Genomic DNA, 18914 nt, shown 5'->3' on the forward strand with positions numbered 1-18914 from the left:
GCAACAACCAGTTGAGACCGCCGCGCTTTCCCCGCATCACATGCGGGGAAAGCGCCCTTCAGCTCTCTAGGCTTGCCGGTCGAACACCCGCGTGAGGAAGCTCGCGACGTGCTTGTGCGAGCGCGGCGAGGCGGGCAGGTCCGTGTACAGGCCGTAGAAACCGTGGATCTGCCCCGAGTACCGCGTCATCTCCACCTGTGCCCCCGCGTCGGTCAGGCGACGCGCGAACTCCTCGCCTTCGTCTCGCAGGACGTCGTACTCGGCCGTCAGCACCAGCGCCGGCGGGAGCCCGGTGAGATCCTCGGCCCGCAGCGGCAGCAGGTACGGATCGTTCAGCTGCGCCGGGTCCGACACATACTGCTCGAAGAAGAACCGCATCGCCCCGGCCGTCATGCCGTAGCCCTCGGCGTAGTCCACATAGGACCGGAAACCGTCGTCCGGATGCCCGTAGACCGGGCAGATCAGCACCTGCGCGGCCAGCGGCGGGCCTCCCCGATCGCGGGACATCATCGAGATCACCGTGGCCAGGTTGCCGCCCGCGCTCTCCCCGCCGATCGCGATGCGCCCCGCGTCGACGGCCTCCCCGGCACCGCCCGCGGCGAGCCATTCGACGACGGCATAGCAGTCGTCCGGGGCCGCCGGGTACGGATGCTCGGGCGCGAGCCGGTAGTCCACCGCGACGACGGCGACCTTGGCCGCGTTGCACACCGCCCGCGAGGCGACCTCGTTCTCGTCGATCGAGCCGATCGTCCAGCCGCCGCCGTGGATCCAGACGAACGCCGGGACCGGCGTGGCGACGTCGGGCAGGTAGATCCGCACGCGCACCCCGGAGGGCAGGACGTGATCGGTGACCGAGGCGACCTCTTCGACCGAATCGGGACGTCGCCACGAAGCGGCGAAAGCGGCACGCAGCTCGGGAGCCGTCAACGGCCCGGCAGGTGCCTCCGCCGGGGCGCTGCGGGCCAGGAGTTCCTTGACCGCGGGATCGAGAGTCACGGTCACACCGCTTCCGCGACGAGCACCCGCGGGCTGCCCGGCAGCGCGAGCCGGTCGGTGACCCGCCAGCCCGCGTCGGTCAGCCATTCCCGGACCTCGGCCTCCGGATAGACGACCGTCCCGTCGATCACCAGGTACTCCCCCGCGTGCAGCGCGTCGATCGGCCGCTGGACCGCGTCGTCGTCGAGGAAGAAGTCGAGCAGCAGCAGGGTGGCCCCCGGCGCCGCGGCCGAGCGGGCGTTACGCAGGATCTCCGCGTTCTGCTTCGCGTCGAAGCGATGGACGACGTGGTTGACCATCAGCAGGTCGAACTCGCCTTCGGGGCGTGCGGTGGGCGTCTCCGCCCCGACGACGGTCGCCCGGTCGGCGAGCCCCGCCAGGGCCGCCGCGGTGGTGACCGACTCGGTGAAGCCCGGGTCGAAGACGAAGGTCGTGTGCAGTTCCTCGTTGGCCTTCATGGCTTCGACCGCGAACGCGCTCGAAAGCCCGCCGAGGTCGAGAAGCTTTCGATGGGAGCCGAAATCGAACGCGCCGGCCAGCATCTTGGCGTGCAGGGCGTTGTAGGTCATCACGCCGGACATGAAAGTGCCCCAGCGCGCGTCGTCCATCTCCAGTTTGCCCGGTTCGCCGGTGTCGGCCGTGTGACCGAACTGCAACCAATGCGGGTAGCTGATCGAGTCCAGGAAGGTCAGGAACGGCGCCAGGTCCAGCTCCCCGCCGCCGAGGTACTCCGCCGCGTCGGCGGCCAGTTCGTACCGTCCGTCCACACGGGACAGCAGGCCGAGCGATGACATGGCGTCACCGAGAATCCTGGTGATCTTCTCCGGTTTCCCGGTCTTTCCCGCCAGCTCCGCGGCCGTCAGCGGCCCGTCGGCGAGTGCGGTGAACAGGCCGATCCGGCTCGCCGCGAAGAGTTGCTTGGCCGCCATGTAGCCCACGGCGATGTCCACGATCCGCTCGGGACCGGCAGTCTTGGTCGACCCGCTCACGGGTGCCCTCCTTAGCTCGTTTCGGCCGAGAGTCTACAGACGTAGACAAAAGAATCCAGTGCAAGTTTTCGCCCACCACCAGGAAAAACCTGCCGGATATCAACTTCCTACATTCGTAGAATATACCCATTGACAGCACCCGCGCCCAGTGTCAACATGCGTAGAACTACCCCCGCCGGAGGCCCGTTCCCCGGCTGTGCGGTCCGCTTCGGGCGGGCACGGGAAAGGGGATTCATGACCCTGCTCGAATTACGAGAACTGACCGTCGGCGTGATCGCCGACGAAACCGAACGCGAACTGGTGCGCGAACTTTCGTTCGACCTCGAACAAGGCCGGACACTCTGCGTGGTCGGCGAATCCGGCAGCGGTAAAACGGTGACGGCCTTGTCGATCATCCGGTTGCTGGAGTTCGTCGCGCCGGTGTTCACCCGCGGTGAGATCACCGTCGACGGCGTGGACCTCACGCGCCTGTCCGCCGACGAGATGCGCTCCTACCGCGGCCCGCGGATCGGGATGATCTTCCAGGAGGCACTGGATTCGCTGAACCCGAGTCAACGGGTCGGCAAGCAGCTGATCGAGGCCTACCGCAAGCCCGGTTCCCTGCCGCGTCAGGCCGCGCGCAAGGGCACGCCGTTGCACCGCGAGGCCGAGGCGAAGGCCCGTGGCCTGTTGAAGGAGGTCGGCCTCACCGACACCGACCGGGTGCTTTCCCTGTACCCGCACCAGATGTCGGGCGGGATGCAGCAGCGCGTGATGATCGCGCTGGCGCTGATGGCCGATCCGAGCCTGCTGATCGCCGACGAGCCCACCACGGCCCTGGACGTGACCACGCAGGCGGAGATCCTCACCTTGTTCGACCGCGTCCGCCGCGACCACGGCACCGCGTGCGTCTTCATCACGCACGACATGGGTGTCGCCGCGCAGGTGGCCGACCGGATCGCCGTGATGTACCGCGGCGAACTGGTCGAACTCGGATCCAAAGAGGACATTCTGCACGCACCGAAGCATCCCTACACCAAGGCGTTGCTCGACTGCGTCCCGAAGCTCGGGGTGAGCAGGCGCGACGGCTTCCCCACCATCTCCGAAGCACTGCTCGAAGCCGCGATGAACGGCGACTCCGCCGTCGCGACCGAGACCAGGACGCTCGACCGCGCCAAGGCGGAGAACGCCGGCGAGGGCACCGCGCTCGTCATCGACTCGGTGTCCAAAGTGTACGGACGCCGGGGCCGGTTCTCGCTGAGCCGCGAGCCCGAGGTGCACGCGGTCAAGGACGTCTCGCTGGAGATCGCGCCCGGCGAGTTCTTCGGCCTGGTCGGGGAATCCGGTTCGGGCAAGACCACGCTCGGCCGCCTGGTGAGCGCGCTGGAGACGCCGACCGACGGCACCATCGCGTTCGGGGAGCACCGCTGCACGCCGACCGGGCTCGACGGCGACGAACGCGCTTTCCGCCGCCGCGCGCAGCTCATCTTCCAGGATCCGCAGAGTTCGCTCGATCCCCGGCACTCCGCCGCCCGGATCATCGCCGAACCGCTGCGGGAGCTCACCGGCCTCCGCGGCGCCGAACTGGACCGCCGGGTCACCGAGCTGATCGACGAGGTCGGTCTCCCCTCGGACACGGCGAAGAAGCTGCCCTCGCAGCTGTCCGGCGGGCAGCGTCAACGCGTCTCGATCGCCAGGGCGATCGCCGCGGAACCCGACCTCATCGTCGCCGACGAGCCCACCTCCGCGCTCGACGTCTCGGTGCAGGGCCAGGTGATGAACCTGCTGCTCGAACTGCGGCGCACCCGCGCGCTCAGTTTCCTGTTCATCACGCACAACCTCAGCCTCGTGCTCTCGGTCGCCGACCGCGTCGGCGTGATGTACCGGGGCGAACTGATCGAAATCGGCGACCCGGACGAGATCCGGCTCCACGCCCGGCACGAGTACACCCGCCGCCTCCTCGCGGCGAACCCCGAACTGCCCGCCCACCCCCACACTGGAGTGCGGAACCCATGAGACGAACCCTGACCTCGGCCGCTCTCGGCCTGGCGACCGTCCTGCTGCTCAGCTCGTGCATGGGAGGGCAGGCGGGCGGCGGCGCCGCGGACGGGCCGCCGAAGCCCGGCGGCAACCTCAACGTCGCCGTGCCCACCGACCCGCAGTCACTCGACATGGTCGCGAACCCCGGCCAGGTGACCGCGCACATCGGCAACATGATGTACGAGAAGCTGTTCGAGGTGGACCGGAACTTCACCTCCCGGCCCATGCTGGTCGACGACTACACCACCAGCCCGGACAGGCTCACCTACACCTTCAAGCTGCGCCAGGGCGTCACCTTCCACGACGGCAACCCGCTGACGTCCGAGGACGTCGTGGCGAGCCTGAAGCGGTGGCAGCAGGTCCACCGCACCGGTCAGCTGGTCACCCCGGACATCGAGGCGATCACGCCGACCGACCCAGCGACGGTGACCATCAAGCTCAAGCAGCCGCGGTACCCGCTGATCAACGAGCTCGCCGGCGCGGGCACGGAAATCTACGAGGCGAAGAACATCGCCGGGGCCGCGCCCACCGGTTTCGCCCAGGACAAGGCGATCGGGACCGGGCCGTACAAGCTGAAGAGCTGGGACATCGGCCGTGAACTGGTGCTGGAGCGCTACACCGGCTACAAGTCCCGGTCCGAAGAGGACTGGGGCGGTCAGGCCGGTGCCAAGCACGCGTACCTGGACACCGTGACCTACAAGGTGGTCTCCGACCAGGACGCGCTGATCAACGGCCTGCAGACCGGGCAGTGGGACCACATCATGCCCACGAACGACCAGTACGAGACGCTGCGCAACAACCCGGCCGTGGTCGTGCACAACCTGCCCGGTGGCAACGACAACGTCGTGATCCCGAACTTCAACACCGGTTCGAAGTTCGCCGACCCCCGGGCCCGTGAGGCACTGAACCTGATCCTGGACAAGCCCGCGATCAACGCGGCCACCGGTGGCAGCAAGGACCTCACCCTGGAGACCGGCGCCTTCGCCTCACCGGACAACAAGCAGTTCTATTCCACCGCGGGCGAAGAGGTCTACAAGAAGCACGATCCGGAGAAGGCCAAGCAGTTGCTGGCCGAGGCTGGGATCACCGCCGGCGCGACGATCCGGATCGTCACCACGAACTCGTACCCGGAGTTCGGCAAGTGGGCCGTACTGATCCAGGACAGCCTGTCGAAGATCGGCATCAACACCAAGATCGACACCTTCGACTTCGCCACCATGCTCGGCACGCTGACCAAGGAGCCGGGTGGCTGGGACATCACCACGCTGTTCTTCGACTCGGCGCTGACCTCGCCCGCGCAGATGCCCGCGCTCACCCTGGGCACGCTGAACGGTTCGGCCTCGCCCGAGCTGGACGGGCTGATGGCGGAGTACAACGCCTCGACGACGCCTGAGCAGGCGAAAGCGGTGGTGGACAAGCTCCAGGCGTTCACCTGGAAGCAGCTGTCGGTGATCACCCTGAGCCAGTCCAGGCTGTACGCGGCCTACTCCCCCAAGCTCAAGGGCTACGGCGACTTCTACCGCGTCTTCTGGAACACCTGGCTGGCGTCATGACCGGTCTGCTGCTGCGCAGGCTGCGCGATCTGGTGATCATCCTGGTGATCGTCGGGACGATGATGTTCTTCGTCATCCGGCTGATCCCCGGCGACCCGGCGCAGGCCATCCTCGGCCCGACCGCGCGACCGTCCGATGTGGACGCCCTGCGGGAGAGCATGGGGCTGAACGGCCCCTTGTGGGAGCAGTACCTCACCTGGGCCGGGAACGTGCTGCACGGTGACTTCGGCACGTCGATCACTTATCACGCACCGGTGCTCGGCGTGGTCGCCGACCACATCCTGCCGACGCTGACCCTGGCCGTGCTGTCCACGGTGATCAGCTTCTTCCTGTCGGTCGCGATCACCTCGTGGCAGGCGGTGTCGCCGCGCAACCCGGTGGCACGAGCGCTGGACCGGCTTTCCGCGCTCGGCATGGCGATGCCGGACTTCTGGATCTCGCTGATGCTCGTCCTGGTGTTCTCGGTGACGCTGCGCTGGTTCCCGTCGAGTGGCTACGAGAACCTGTTCACCGATCCGGCGACGGCGGTGCCCGCGCTGGTGCTGCCACTGACCGTGCTGGTCATCGGACAGACCGCGTTGTTCGTGCTCACCCTGCGGGAAAGCCTGCTCGGTGAGCTGCCCCTGGCGTATCTGCGCACCGCGCGGGTCAAGGGGCTGTCCGAGCGGCAGGTCATGACCAAGCACGTCCTGCCGAACGCGCTCATGCCGCTGATCACCCAGCTGGGCAGCAATTTCGCCATGCTGGTCGGCGGGATCGTGATCATCGAGTCCATCTTCGTCGTGCCCGGGCTGGGCCATCTGCTGATGGGCGCGGTGTCCACTCGCGACTTCCCGTTGATCCAGGGTGTGACGCTGTTCGTCGCGGTGCTGTTCGTGGTGGTCAACCTGCTGGTGGACCTGTCGTACGCGCTGCTCGACCCGAAGGTGCGTGTCTCGTGAGCGTGGCACTGGTGGAAAAGACGTCCTCGGTGCGGGCGAAGCCCCCGGCCGGGCGGGCGGCCAAGGTGTTCCGGCGCAACCGGATGCTGGTGATCACCACCGCCATCCTGGCGCTGATCGTCCTGGTCGTGGTCGTCCTGCCGTTCTTCCTGCCGAGCGTCAGCGCGACCGACCCGGTGAACCGGCTGCTGCCGCCGTCCGGCGAGCATCTCCTCGGCACCGACTCGTTCGGCCGTGACGTACTCGCCCGGCTGGTCTCCGGCGGACGGGCGTCGCTCGGGCTGTCCGCCCTGATCACCCTGTGCGCGGCCTTCACCGGTCTGGTGATCGGGCTGATCAGCGGGTTCTTCCGGGCGGCCGACGCGGTGCTGATGCGGGTGATGGACGCCTGGATGTCGTTCCCGGCGATCATCCTCGCGATGGCGCTGGCGATCTCGCTCGGCGCGAGCATCTGGACCGAACTGATCGCGCTGACGGTGATCTTCACCCCGTTCACCGCCCGCGTCATCCGCAGCCGCGTGCTCGGCATCGCCGGCCGCGCCTACATCGGCGCGGCCAGGGTGTCGGGGATGAGCAAGGGGAAGATCCTCGTCGTGCACGTGTTCCCGAACGTGCTGCCGCTGGCGCTGGTGCAGGTCGTGATCCTGTCCGCGGCGGCGATGCTGGTCGACGGTGCGATGAGCTTCCTCGGCCTCGGCATCGCTCCCCCGACCCCGACCTGGGGCAACATGATCGCCGAAGGTCGGTCGTACCTGGTGCAGGCGCCCTGGCTGGTGATCGCGCCCGGCGTGACGATCATGGTGTGCGTGTTCCTGCTGAACCTCATCGGATCGTCGCTGCGGATCGCCGTCGACGCCCGCGCGCGGACGCTGAGCGAGATGCAGCGCCTGCGCACCCGCCGTCCCTCCGGCAGCTGAGAAAGGATTCCGTTGTCTGCCACTACTTCCTTGGCCGTGCGCCGCTTCGCTCCCGAAACCGTCTCGGGACCGCCTGTGCTGCTGGTGCACGGATTCGCCTCCGACGGGCACACCGACTGGATCACGACGGGCTGGCCCGCCGCGCTCACCGCGGCGGGTCGTGAGGTCCTCGTGCCCGATCTGCCGGCACATGGCTCCAGCCCGGCTCCCTCGGGCTCGCTGGGTGCCGCCGCGATCACCGCCGAGCTGTCCGGGCTCGTCATCGGTCTGTCCGAAGTGGACGTCGTCGGGTACTCGCTCGGCGCCCGGCTGTCCTGGGAACTGCCCGCGCAGGCCCCCGTCCGGCGGCTCGTGCTGGCGGGAGTGAGCCCGTTCGAGCCGTTCGGCGCCGTCGACGTCGCGGCCGCGCTGGCGTTCGCCGAGGGCGGCAAGGCGCCGTCGGATCCGCTGACGGGGATGATCGCGCACATGATCACCACGCCGGGGCGGAATCCCGTCGCGCTCGCCCGGTGCATCGAGGACCTGCGCGCGGAGCCTTTCGCGCCTGTCGCCGGTGCCGTCGAGGTGCCGACCCGGTTCGTGGCCGGAGTCGACGACCCGGTGAGCCAGGGCATCGAGACGTTGGTCGAACTGGTGCCGGGGGCGGATCTCGTGCGGGTGCCCGGGGACCACGGTGGGGCGTTGCGGAGCGCGGAATTCAAGGCCGCGGTTCTGGATTTCCTCGCCTGAGGCTGAAGGGAGCTTTCCCCGCATGTCATGCGAGGAAAGCTCCCTTCACCGCGTGAGATGCGGGGAAAGTCCCCTTCAGCCCTCAGAAAGTCCCGTCGGCGGCGACGGACCGGTCCAGCCAGAGATCCTCCAGAGCCGCCCGGACCTCCGCGCCGCGAGAAGCGGCCAGCGCGACGGCGCCCAGGTTGTCCTCCAGCTGCGCCATCCGGCTCACCCCGAACAGCACGTTCGCCACCGGACCGTAGGCGAGACAGAACGCGATCGCCAGCTGCGAAGCACTCACCCCGAAGTCCCCTGCCACGGCGGCGACTCGCGAGGCGCCGTCCCGGATCGACTCCCGGATCCCACCCATGTCCGCGCCGATCTTCCGTTCCGGGGTCTTGCCGAGCAGCACACCGCCCTCGAAGATGTCCGACGCCTGCAAAGTCAGCCGACCCGACTCGAAATGCTTGCCGTAGAACGGGCCTTCCGCCATGGAACGCCGCGCGACGCTGTACTTCAGCTGAGCGAAGGCCGGCTCCGGAAGCCCTTCGGCGGCGGCGAACTCCAGCGCCCGGTCGAGATCCGGCGCCTGCCAGTTGTTGACGCCCCAGACGTCGAACCTGCCGAGGCGGATCTGTTCGGCGACCTCGGTGACGATCCGCGGGATGTCCGGCCGTTCGAAGTAGTCGCCGACGACGACGGCTTCCGCGCGGTCGACGCCGACGCGGTCGAACGAGGTCGCGAGCTGCTCGGCGAAACCGGTGTTCGGGTAGTCCCAGAGCCAGAGTTTCCCGCACAGCTGGTATTCGTCACGCTTGATCCCGGCCGCGCGGACGGCCTCGCCGAAGATGAGGTCCGTGCGCGACTGTTCGGAATGCGGCCCCATGTTGTAGTGGGCGACGTCGAACAGCGTGACGCGAGCGTCGATCGCGTGCCGGATCAGGCGCACCGCGTCGTCGAACTCCATGCGGTCCCAGGTGTTCCAGGATCCCAGGCTCAGCGCCGAAGTGGCGAAGCCCAGTCCGTTCTGCTTCTCGTGCACGAGTTTTCCTTTCTCTGGCAACAGAAACCAGTTTTAGTCTACGATCGTAGAATGAACAAGAGACTCATCGTGGTGACCGGCGGTGCCAGCGGCATCGGCCGAGGAGTCGCCGAAGCCTTCCAGTCCGCGGGCGACCGCGTGGTCATCGCCGACGTCGACGCGCGCGCGGCCCACGAACTGGCCGGTGAACTCGGCGCGGAGCACGTGGAACTCGACATCTCCGACCCGGGTTCGGTCGACGCGGCACTGACGCTGATCACCGAACGGTTCGGCGCGGTGGACGTCCTGGTCAACAACGCCGGCCTCGCCGGGGGCGGCGGACCGTTGGTGGGACTGGACATCGGCGTCTTCGACCTGTGCATGCGGGTGAATTTCCGCGGCACCTTCCTGATGACGCGCGCGGTCGGCGCGCACATGCTGGCGGCCGGGACCCGGGGTGCCATCGTCAACATCACCTCCATCGGCGCCCGGCAGCCGACCCCCGGGCTCGGCCATTACGAGGCCACCAAGGCCGCGGTCGAGGCGCTCACCCGCTCGGCCGCCCTCGAACTGGCGCCGCACGGCATCCGGGTCAACGCCGTCGCCCCCGGCCCGGTGCTGACCCCGATGACCGCGGGTTTCGCGTCGGACACCGCGGCCCGCGCGGCGTGGGAGGCGAGGATTCCCTTGGGAACCATCGCCTCCGTCGCCGACGTGGTGCCGTCAGTCCTGTTCCTCGCCTCCGCCGACGCCGGCCATCTCACCGGGGTGAGCCTCCAGGTCGACGGCGGGCAACTGCTCACCTGAGTACACGACGCGGCCGCCGGACACGGTGAGTTCGACACCGACGTCCGGCAGGTCCGCGAACCCGACCTCGAGCGGATTCGCCGCCAGCACACAGAAGTCGGCGACGCGGCCCACGGTCAGCGAGCCCTTCCACTCCGCGGCGCCGTCCTGTTCGGCGGCCGCGACCGTGTAACAACGCAGCAGCCGGGCCATCAGCCCGGAGTCCTTTTCGGACGCTTCCAGCATCCCGGCGGCCGCGGCGACGTGCACCCGCCAGTCCGGGGTGACCACCGGCGCGTCACTGCTCAAGGTCAGCGGGACGCCCGAGTCCAGCATCTCCGCCAGCGGCCAAGCGCGGGCACCGACCTCGGCGCCGAGCGCGTCCGCCAGCATTCCCCGCATCGCCACCGCGATCGCGGGCTGCGTGGTCAGGCCGACCCCCACCGCGGCCATCCGCGCCAACTGCTCCGCCGTGACCAGATCCCCGTGGACCAGGTGATCGCCCCGGCGAAGCGACCCGAGCGCGGCCTCGATACTGCGGTCACCCGTGGCGTGCACGGCGACCACCATTCCCGCGTCGTGGGCGAGCCGGATCATCTCGGCGAGGTTGCCCGCGCGATCCGGGTCGTCGTCACCGTCGACGAGGAGCGCGCCGTGCGAACCGTCGGCGTAGCAATGATGCGTCCAAGCGGACCGCATCGGCGGGATTCCGTCCGCGAAGATCTTCACGCCGGGCACGGTGAGCCACAAAGGATCCGCGTCCGGTGACGGTGTCGCCAGCCCATTCCGGAACCCCTCCAGCGAACTCGCGCCGTCGAGCAGACCGAACAGCCGCAGCGCGGTCACCCTCGCGCGCAGAAGTCCTTCCGCGGCCAGCGACGCGTACTCCTCCAGCACCTCGGCGCCGAAGCAGCCCGTCTCACCCGGGCCCAGGCCGGGCTCGGTGTAGCTCGTGATGCCGAGCGACGCGCACAGATCGCCCGCGCGCAGGATCGCGGCCCGTCGTTCGGCGGCGTTCCGCACGGTTTTCTCTTCTCCTCCGGTGAATCCGGCGCCACCGATGAGCGTGTGCGGCCAGCGGGCACCCAGCCAGGTCGCGTGCAGGTGGGCGTCGTTGATGCCGGGAAGAACGGTTCTCCCCGCCAGGTCGATCACCTCGGTCTCCGGGCCGATGTGGTCCAAAGCGACGTCGCCGACGGCGACGATCCGGTCGTCGCGCACGGCCATCGCCTGCACGACGGTGCCCGCCGGGTCGAAGGTGAGCACGGGGCCGCCGCGAACCACGAGTGAAGCGGGGCGAATACGTTGCGACGGCATGGTTCCTCCAGGATCTGGACTTTTTCTCCTACGACTGTAGACTAAAAAGATGGTCAACAGAACCGAAGCGGCGGTGCTCACCGAACACGGCTCCGCGCTCACCTTGCGGGAACTACCGCTGCCGGAAGAGCCGGAACCAGGCGCCGCGCTGGTCCGGATCACCTGCACCACCTTGTGCGGCACCGACGTGCACATCTGGTCCGGCCAGATGACCTTCCCCGGCATGCTCCCGATGGTGCTGGGCCACGAAATGGTCGGCGAGGTGGTGGCCGTCGGACCGGGCACCACCGACACCCTCGGCCGGGCGATCGCCGAGGGCGACCGCATCGGCTGGTCCGAGTCGACCTGCGGAAAGTGTTACGGCTGCACGATCTTGCGCGAACCGGTCGCCTGCGAGAAGCGCGGATACGGCTTCCTCCAGCGTTCCGACGTCTTCCCGTACGCCACCGGCGGTCTCGTCCGGTACTGCTACGTGACACCCGGCGCGGCCAAGCTCCTCCTGCCCGACGACGTCAAGGACACCTGGGCCTCGATGTCGGGCTGCGCGGGAAAGACCGTGCTGCGGGCCGTTTCCCGGTCCGGCGGGATCCGTCCCGGTGCGACGGTCGTCGTCCAGGGCGCCGGCGCACTGGGCGTGTTCGCCACCGCCGTCGCCCGGATCTCCGGCGCGGGCGACGTGATCACCATCGGCGGCCCCGCCGACCGGCTGGAGACCGCGGAGCGTTTCGGGGCGACGGCGACGATCCCGGTCGACGGCACCGTCGAAGACCGCGTCGAACGCGTCAAGGAACTCACCGGCGGCCGCGGCGCCGACCACGTCTTCGACTTCGCCGGCGGGCCGACCATCGGTGAGGAGGCCGTGGCCTTCGCCGCCCAGCGCGGCACGATCGCCATCGTGGGCTCCACCGGCCCCATGCCCTCCCCCGTCGCACTCGGCACGGTGATGGGCAAGGAACTCACGGTCGTCGGGTCGCTCAACGGCGACATCGCCGACTACCACCGCTCGGTGGACTTCTTCCGCACGTTCGCCGATCGGCTGCCCTGGGACGACCTGTTCAGCGCGCCCGTCGGGCTTTCCGAAGCGTCCAAGAGCGTCGAGTCGATGTCGCGGCTCGGCGAGCTCAAAGCCGTCATCGATCCCCGCCTTCCCTAGGAGACCTTGAATGTCCGTCATCCCGCAGCGCCGCATCGGCCGCGACGGCCCGCTCACCGGCGTGCTCTCGCTCGGCTCCTGGCACACCTACGACCGGATGGACTTCCGCGAGGCGGTGAACCTCGTCCGCACGGCCGTCGATTCCGGAATCACGCTCTTCGACGTCGGCGTCTACGGATTCCCCGGCGCCACCCCGGTCTACACCGACGTGTTGTTCTCCGCCATGGTCCGCGCGGCGGGGCTCCGACGGGAGGACTACCTGCTCTCGGCCAAGCTCTGGCTGGAGGGCTACCCGGAGCACAACCTCCGCGACCAACTGGACAACGCGTTGTTCCGCGCGGGCGTCGAGCACGCGGATCTGGTGGTGCTGGGCGATCTCCGGCGCGACGACACCGATCTGCACCGCCTGGTGCTGGATCTGAACGAACTCCGCGAGGCCGGGCTCATCCGGCACTGGGGCGTGAACAACTGGTCGGCGACCACGATCCAGGCCCTGCACGACTTCGCCGCGGCGGAAAACGTACCCGGCCCCGCCATCGCGCAGCTGAAGTACAGCGTCGCCCGCCGGTCCATTCCGGACGGTGAGCCGTTCAAGAAGGTGTTCGGCGAACTCGGCGTGACGCTCCAGTCTTCGGACATCTTCGAAGGCGGCGTCCTGCTGGGCAAGAACAGCGGCGCCCGCCAAGTCGGCCGCGACCCGGGCGACATCCGGGAGCGCATCGCCGCCTCCGCCCCGGAACTGGCGAAGATCGCGACCGAACTCGGTGCGACGCCCGCCCAGCTGTGCCTGGCCTTCACCCTCACCCACCCGGCCAACACGACCACGCTCTTCGGCGCGACCAGCACCGAGCAGCTGAAGGACAACCTGGGCGCCGTCGACCTCGTCGAGCGCGTCGGCGCGGAAGAACTCCGCGCCCTCGTCGAGCCGCACTGGGCGGACCGGGACATCGTCGACCCGGAGGGACCGTGACGGCCTTCGACCCCGAACTCGCCGAGGCGCTGAAGGACCTGCCGTCCGGGCCGCCGTTGAGTGCCGAGTCGCTGGCGGGGATGCGGCAGGCCATGGCCGAGATGAACCTGAGCTGTGCCGAGGCGATCGGCGACCGGGATCTCGTGTGGGAGGACCGCGAGGTCCCCGGCACCGACGTGGTCGTCACCGTCGTCAAACCCCGGGACGCCCGGGGCGCGCCGGGGTTCTACAACATCCACGGCGGTGGCATGGTGCTGGACAACCGGTTCGCCGACCTGCCGCGGATGGTCGCGATGGTCGAGGAATTCGGTTTTGTCGCGGTGACCGTGGACTACCGGCTCGCTCCCGAACATTCGCATCCGGCACCGCTGGAAGACTGCTACGCGGGCCTGACCTGGATGGTCGAGAACGCCGCCGAACTCGGCTTCGACCCCGCCAGGCTGATCGTCGGCGGCGGTAGCGCGGGTGGTGGGCTCAGCGCGGGAATCGCCCTGCTGGCCCGGGATCGCGGCGGACCGGCGCTGGCTGGTCAGCTGCTGCTGTGCCCGATGATCGACAGCCGCAACGACTCACCGTCCACAATGGAGTTCGCCGAACGCGGCGTGTGGGGCCGGGAAGCGAACGAGTTCGGCTGGCGATCCCTCCTGAACGGCCAGACGTCGCCGTACGCGGTCCCGTCGACCGCGGAGGATCTCACCGGGCTCCCGCCCGCCTTCATCGAGGTCGGCGCGGCCGAGATCTTCCGTGACGAGGACGTCGACTACGCGCGGCGCCTCTGGCAGGCGGGCGTGCCCACCGAACTGCACGTCTGGGCGGGCGCGTATCACGGTTTCGACCGGTTCGCCCCGGACAGCGAGGTGGCCCGGGCGGCGCGCGCCACCCGGGCCTCCTGGCTGCGCCGCACTATCGGCCGAGCATGAACCGAGCGGCCTGCTCGCCGACCAGCACCGCCGGCGCGTTGGTGTTGCCCGTGGTTACCCGCGGCAGCACCGACGCGTCGGCGACGCGGAGCCCGCTCAGCCCGTGAACCGCGAGCTCCGGGCCGACCACGGAGTCGGCGTCGGTGCCCATCCGGCAGGTCCCGACCTGGTGGTGATAGGTGATGGCGGTCCGCCGGACGTACTCACGGACGTCGGTGTCGGGCCCAGGGTAGAGCTCGCGGGCACCCCAGTCCTCGGCCAGCGCCGCCGCCCGGCCGATCTCCCGGCACTGCTCCACCGACGCGACCAGGCTCTCGAAGTCGGCCGGGTCCTCCAGCGCGGCGAGGTCGATCAGCGGCTCGTCGAGCGGGCTCGGTCCCGAAAGCCGCAGACTCCCCCGACTGCGCGGCGTGACCATGCCCGCCATCAGCGAGAACCCGGTCTCCGGACCGGTCATCCACTCCTCGTACATCGGCACGCTGAAGTGGATCGGCTGGGTGTCCGGCACCGCCAGCCCGGGACGGCTGCGCCAGAACAGATGCGTCTGCGTGACCGAGCGGCCGGGCGCGGGCGGGTCGACCTGACGACGGTCGGTCGCGAAGATGACCGGCGACAGCAGATGGTCGTGCAGGTTCTTGCCGACCCCTGGCAGTTCGGCGACGACGTCGATGCCGTGCACTTCCAGTTCGTCGACCGGGCCGACACCGCTGCGCAGCAGGATCGCCGGTGACGCCAGCGCGCCCGCGGCGAGCACGACCTCGTCGGCGAACACCTTCCGCAGTTCGCCGTCGACCTCGGCGAGCACGCCGGTCACCTTGTCGCCCTCGATGAGCAACCGGTGCACGAGCGCTCCCGTGTGGACGGTCATCCGCTCGGCGGCGGGCTGCCCGTAGGCGAGCCACGTGTTGAGCCGTTTGCCGCCCCGGGTGGTCACGCGCTGCACCGAGACACCGTCGAGCTCGTCGCCGTTGTAGTCCGGGTTGAACGGCAGGCCGATCTGCACGGCAGCATCCACAATGGACTGCTGGATCGGGTGCAGCGGCTCGTTCGGCACGACGTCGAGCAGATCCTTTTCGATCCGTTCGAACACCGGGCGCACGTCGTCCCACCGCCAGCCGGGCAGATCCCAGCCGTCGTAGTCGGCGGGGGCGCCGCGCACCCAGATCATCGCGTTCAGCGAATGCGACCCGCCGAGCACCTTGCCGCGCGGCAGATGCAACCGCCGGTTCGCCGCGTGCGGCTGCGGCACGGTGTAGTAGTCCCAGTCCTCCGGGCCGTGCCACAGCTCCCCCGCCCGCGAAGGGTCGTGGATGGCCGGGTTGGTGTCCGGCCCGCCCGCTTCGAGCAGGGTGACCCATGCCCCGGAGTCGGCCAGTCTCCTGGCGACCACCGAACCGGCCGAACCCGCTCCCACCACGATGACGTCCATGCCCTCCACCCTCGCAAGGCTCGACGAGGTCCGGCGGATTCGGTTCGCTGGCCGACAATCGGCGTGCCCTGGCGGGCAAGACCGGGGGCCTCCCGGCGCCCGATACTCGATCACACACCGGTCGAGGAGGAGCTAGCCATGGCCACACGCCTGTTCATCGACGGACAGTGGACCGCCGCCGGAGGCGGGTCGCTGCCGACGTACGATCCGGCCACGGGCCAGGTGATCGAGGAGGTCGGGACCGCGTCGGCCGCCGACGTGGACGCCGCCGTCGGTGCCGCCCGTAAGGCACTGAACGACCCCGCCTGGGCGGGACTGCTGCCGGTCCAGCGGGCCGCGCTGCTGTTCAAACTGGCGGCGCTGGTCGACGAGCACCACGAGGAGCTCGCCGCGCTCGAAACGCGGGACCAGGGCCAGCCGATCGGGATCTCGCGCCAGGTCAGCGTCACCGGCGCGGCCGAGCACCTGCGGTACTTCGCGGGCTGGGTGACCAAGATCCAGGGCACCACCAACCCGGTGTCCTTCCCGGACACGCTGCACTACACCCGCCGCGAGCCGGTCGGGGTGAACGCGCTGATCACGCCGTGGAACTTCCCGCTCATGATCCTGGTGTGGAAGCTGGCGCCCGCGCTGGCCACCGGCAACACCGTGGTGATCAAGCCCAGCGAGGTCACGCCGCTGACCAGCATCCGGCTGGTCGAGCTGGTGGAACAGGCCGGGTTCCCGGCGGGGGTGGTCAACCTGGTCACCGGCGACGGCTCGGTGGGCGCGCTGCTGAGCGGGCACGGCGACGTCGACCACCTGTCCTACACCGGGTCGACCGCGGTCGGGAAGCTGATCACGGCCGCCAGCGCGGAGTCGAACCTCAAACGGCTCACCCTCGAACTGGGCGGCAAGGCGCCCAGCATCATCGCCGGGGACGCCGACATCGACGCCGCCGTGGCCGGCAACCTCGCGGGCGCGACGCTGAACAGCGGGCAGGTCTGTGCCGCGTACACCCGGTTCTTCGTGGACCGCAAGCGCGAACAGGAGTTCGTCGCGAAGCTGGCGGCCGGGCTGGAAGGGCTCAAGCTCGGACCGGGTCTGGACGAATCCACCCAGCTCGGGCCCCTGGTGTCCGCGAAGCACCGCGAGCACGTGGACTTCCTCGTCTCGACCGGTCGAGAACAGGGCGCGGACCTCGTCACCGGCGGCCAGACCCTCGACCGCGACGGCTACTTCTACCAGCCGACCCTGTTCGCCGGTGTCGCCGACGACATGACGATCATGCGCGAAGAGATCTTCGGCCCTGTCCTCGCCGTCACCGCGTACGACGATCAGGACGAGCTGCTGGCCCGCGCGAACGACACCGAATACGGGCTCGCGGCCACCGTGTGGACCCGCGATCTCGGCGTCGCGCAGCGGTTCGCCAACGGCATCCGGGCGGGCGCGGTGTTCGTCAACATGCCGCCGATCCCGGACATGGCCGCGCCGTGGGGCGGGTACAAGGCGTCGGGCTGGGGCCGCGAGATGGGACCGTGGGCCATCGACGCGTACACCGAGATCAAATCAGTCTGGCTGCACTACTCGTGACCACTGGCGACGCGGTGAACTCGACCCCGAAGAGCAAGTCGCAGATCGCCTACCACTGGATCAAGGCGCGGATCGACGACGGCACCTTCTCCCCCGGCTACCGGCTGGTGTTCGGGCAGATCGCGCAGGAACTCGGGGTCAGCACCGTGCCCGTCCGCGAGGCGGTCCGGCGGCTGGAGGCCGAAGGGCTGGTGACCTACGAGCACAACATCGGCGCGCAGGTCGCGATGGTCGACGAGAGCGACTACCAGCACACCATGCAGACGCTCGCACTGGTCGAGGGCTACGCCGCCGCGCTGGCGGCGCCGTCCTTGCCCGGCGAGGTGCTCGACGAGGCCAAAGGACTCAACGCCGAGCTGACCGCCTGCCTGGACAACTTCGAGCCGTCGCGGTTCACCGCGCTGAACCGCGACTTCCACCGCGTCCTGTTCGGCACCTGCCCCAATCCGCAGGTGCTCGACCTGGTCAACCGCGGCTGGAACCGGCTGGCCGGGCTGCGCACGTCGACGTTCAGCTTCGTCCCCGGCCGGGCGCACGAATCCGTGCAGGAGCACCAGAAGATCCTCGATCTGTTCGACCGGAACGCGCCTGCCGGGGAGATCGAACTGGCCGTGCGCGAACACCGGCTGACCACCTTGGAGACGTTCCTGGCCTGGCGGCACCCCTAGTCCGGTCCTAGGACGGCACGGTCTCCGGCGGCGGGAACGCGTAGAAACGCACCGACAGTTCCTTCTCGTCCGCCGCCGGACGCCGTCGACGTCGGCAGTACCGCGTGATCAGTTCGCGGTACTCCGCGTCCAGTTCACGGAACTCCTCCTCGGTCAGCCGGGTCGAGGTCCGCTGGGCCGTCGACCACGGACCGAACTCGTCGCGGTGCGCCGCCGCCCACGACAGCAGCGCGACCTCGTTCGCGTACTTCGCGTCGAGGAACGCGGCGACCCGCTCGCGGTCCGCGCCGTCGTAGTCGTCCGGCCTCGGCTCACGCAGGTCCTGCGGGATCGAGTTCCAGGTCCCTTTCCGGTCCCTGCGCACGAAACCGTTGTCCTGCAAGGTTTTCAGGCATTCGGCGGCTTCGGCTCGCGCAAGGCCGGTCCGGCCTGCGATCTCCTCGGCGCTCGCGGGAAGCTCCCTCGTCACCCGCTGGTATCGAGGGTCCTCGCGCAACGCGATGTCGCGCAAGGTCACCGATCGTTTCGGCAGCGCGCTGCTCAGCAGCCGCCTCGCGGCGAGTGCCAGCAGGACAGCGACCGGGATCTCGACGAACACGGCGAGCGCGACACTCGCCCACCGTTCGGCCGACGTCCAGCCGAGCATGACGTCGAACCACGCGTCGCAGCACAACATCGCGGCCGTCGCCGACAGCAGCGGCACGGCAGCACGGCGGCGTCGCAACCCGAGCCACGCCCCGGCCGCGAAGGAAAGCAGGAGGGCGACGTCGAATCCGACCCAGGCCGCGCGCCACTGGCCGGTGTCGTACCGGTCGGGCAGCGTGTGCGCGAGGTAGACCGTCCAGGGCACGAGCAAGACCGCCGCGCCGGCGAGCAGCGTCAGCAGCATTCGTCGGATCATGATCACGACGTTAGGAGTGGGGCGGTCCTCAGGACATCCGGGCTTTTCCCT

Annotated in this window: 17 protein-coding genes; 11 read left to right on the forward strand and 6 right to left on the reverse strand. The window is 69.2% G+C overall.

What is annotated here, in order from left to right; genetic code table 11:
• Positions 1 to 66: 66 nt before the first annotated feature.
• Together B0293_RS14095 and B0293_RS14100 are read right to left on the reverse strand one after the other, a co-directional pair.
• Positions 67 to 1002, reverse strand: a complete 936-nt coding sequence (locus tag B0293_RS14095; RefSeq protein WP_005154105.1) for an alpha/beta hydrolase — start codon at positions 1000 to 1002, stop codon at positions 67 to 69.
• Positions 999 to 1985: a methyltransferase family protein gene (locus B0293_RS14100; RefSeq protein WP_005154104.1), complete on the reverse strand. Its 987-nt coding sequence runs from the start codon at positions 1983 to 1985 to the stop codon at positions 999 to 1001. The genes B0293_RS14095 and B0293_RS14100 overlap by 4 nt, the downstream gene beginning before the upstream one ends.
• A 234-nt stretch (positions 1986 to 2219) precedes the next feature.
• Here B0293_RS14100 and B0293_RS14105 point away from each other — a divergent pair, with 234 nt between their 5' ends.
• The 5 genes from B0293_RS14105 (at position 2220) to B0293_RS14125 (ending at position 8144) form a co-directional block, all read left to right on the forward strand.
• Positions 2220 to 3980 (forward strand): dipeptide ABC transporter ATP-binding protein, encoded by a 1761-nt coding sequence (locus B0293_RS14105; RefSeq protein ID WP_005154103.1) that lies wholly within the window; start codon positions 2220 to 2222, stop codon positions 3978 to 3980.
• Entirely contained in the window at positions 3977 to 5557 is a 1581-nt protein-coding gene (locus B0293_RS14110) for an ABC transporter substrate-binding protein (protein ID WP_005154102.1), read from the forward strand. The genes B0293_RS14105 and B0293_RS14110 overlap by 4 nt, the downstream gene beginning before the upstream one ends.
• On the forward strand, positions 5554 to 6498 hold the full coding sequence (locus B0293_RS14115) for an ABC transporter permease (RefSeq protein ID WP_005154101.1): 945 nt from the start codon (positions 5554 to 5556) through the stop codon (positions 6496 to 6498). The genes B0293_RS14110 and B0293_RS14115 overlap by 4 nt, the downstream gene beginning before the upstream one ends.
• Positions 6495 to 7415, forward strand: a complete 921-nt coding sequence (locus B0293_RS14120; RefSeq protein WP_005154100.1) for an ABC transporter permease — start codon at positions 6495 to 6497, stop codon at positions 7413 to 7415. Before B0293_RS14115 ends, B0293_RS14120 begins: the two co-directional genes overlap by 4 nt.
• A gap of 75 nt (positions 7416 to 7490) precedes the next feature.
• Positions 7491 to 8144 carry an alpha/beta fold hydrolase gene (locus B0293_RS14125; protein ID WP_005154098.1) on the forward strand — a complete coding sequence of 218 codons (654 nt, stop codon included), beginning with the start codon at positions 7491 to 7493 and terminating at the stop codon, positions 8142 to 8144.
• An 82-nt stretch (positions 8145 to 8226) separates the two neighbouring features.
• Here the strand turns inward: B0293_RS14125 and B0293_RS14130 are convergent, their stop codons facing one another.
• Positions 8227 to 9168 (reverse strand): aldo/keto reductase, encoded by a 942-nt coding sequence (locus tag B0293_RS14130; protein ID WP_005154097.1) that lies wholly within the window; start codon positions 9166 to 9168, stop codon positions 8227 to 8229.
• A gap of 69 nt (positions 9169 to 9237) precedes the next feature.
• Between B0293_RS14130 and B0293_RS14135 the strand changes: the two genes are divergently transcribed.
• Positions 9238 to 9954: an SDR family NAD(P)-dependent oxidoreductase gene (locus B0293_RS14135; protein WP_143254569.1), complete on the forward strand. Its 717-nt coding sequence runs from the start codon at positions 9238 to 9240 to the stop codon at positions 9952 to 9954.
• Here B0293_RS14135 and B0293_RS14140 read toward each other — a convergent pair.
• A complete protein-coding gene (locus B0293_RS14140; protein WP_209437258.1) occupies positions 9871 to 11250 on the reverse strand; it encodes an amidohydrolase in 1380 nt (459 codons plus the stop codon). The genes B0293_RS14135 and B0293_RS14140 overlap by 84 nt on opposite strands.
• A 49-nt stretch (positions 11251 to 11299) precedes the next feature.
• On the opposite strand from B0293_RS14140, the gene B0293_RS14145 reads away from it, so the two are divergent.
• Genes B0293_RS14145 through B0293_RS14155 form a run of 3 tightly spaced genes read left to right on the forward strand, consistent with a single transcriptional unit; the run spans position 11300 to position 14293 of the window.
• A complete protein-coding gene (locus B0293_RS14145; protein WP_005154091.1) occupies positions 11300 to 12403 on the forward strand; it encodes a zinc-binding dehydrogenase in 1104 nt (367 codons plus the stop codon).
• 10 nt (positions 12404 to 12413) lie between these two features.
• A complete protein-coding gene (locus tag B0293_RS14150; protein ID WP_005154089.1) occupies positions 12414 to 13373 on the forward strand; it encodes an aldo/keto reductase in 960 nt (319 codons plus the stop codon).
• The gene (locus B0293_RS14155; RefSeq protein WP_005154087.1) at positions 13370 to 14293 is read left to right on the forward strand and encodes an alpha/beta hydrolase; all 924 of its coding nucleotides are present in this window, start codon (positions 13370 to 13372) and stop codon (positions 14291 to 14293) included. Before B0293_RS14150 ends, B0293_RS14155 begins: the two co-directional genes overlap by 4 nt.
• Here B0293_RS14155 and B0293_RS14160 read toward each other — a convergent pair.
• Complete coding sequence (locus B0293_RS14160) at positions 14277 to 15722, reverse strand: GMC family oxidoreductase (protein ID WP_039916475.1); 1446 nt, start codon at positions 15720 to 15722, stop codon at positions 14277 to 14279. The genes B0293_RS14155 and B0293_RS14160 overlap by 17 nt on opposite strands.
• Positions 15723 to 15860: 138 nt before the next feature.
• Between B0293_RS14160 and B0293_RS14165 the strand changes: the two genes are divergently transcribed.
• Complete coding sequence (locus B0293_RS14165) at positions 15861 to 17294, forward strand: aldehyde dehydrogenase family protein (RefSeq protein WP_005154084.1); 1434 nt, start codon at positions 15861 to 15863, stop codon at positions 17292 to 17294.
• The gene (locus tag B0293_RS14170) at positions 17291 to 17962 is read left to right on the forward strand and encodes a GntR family transcriptional regulator (protein WP_005154082.1); all 672 of its coding nucleotides are present in this window, start codon (positions 17291 to 17293) and stop codon (positions 17960 to 17962) included. Before B0293_RS14165 ends, B0293_RS14170 begins: the two co-directional genes overlap by 4 nt.
• Before the next feature lie 7 nt (positions 17963 to 17969).
• Here B0293_RS14170 and B0293_RS14175 read toward each other — a convergent pair whose 3' ends face one another.
• Positions 17970 to 18863 carry a helix-turn-helix domain-containing protein gene (locus B0293_RS14175; RefSeq protein WP_167334539.1) on the reverse strand — a complete coding sequence of 298 codons (894 nt, stop codon included), beginning with the start codon at positions 18861 to 18863 and terminating at the stop codon, positions 17970 to 17972.
• Between the last annotated feature and the right edge of the window lie 51 nt (positions 18864 to 18914).

Origin of the sequence: Amycolatopsis azurea DSM 43854, assembly GCF_001995215.1 — a bacterium.
Taxonomy (GTDB): domain Bacteria; phylum Actinomycetota; class Actinomycetes; order Mycobacteriales; family Pseudonocardiaceae; genus Amycolatopsis; species Amycolatopsis azurea.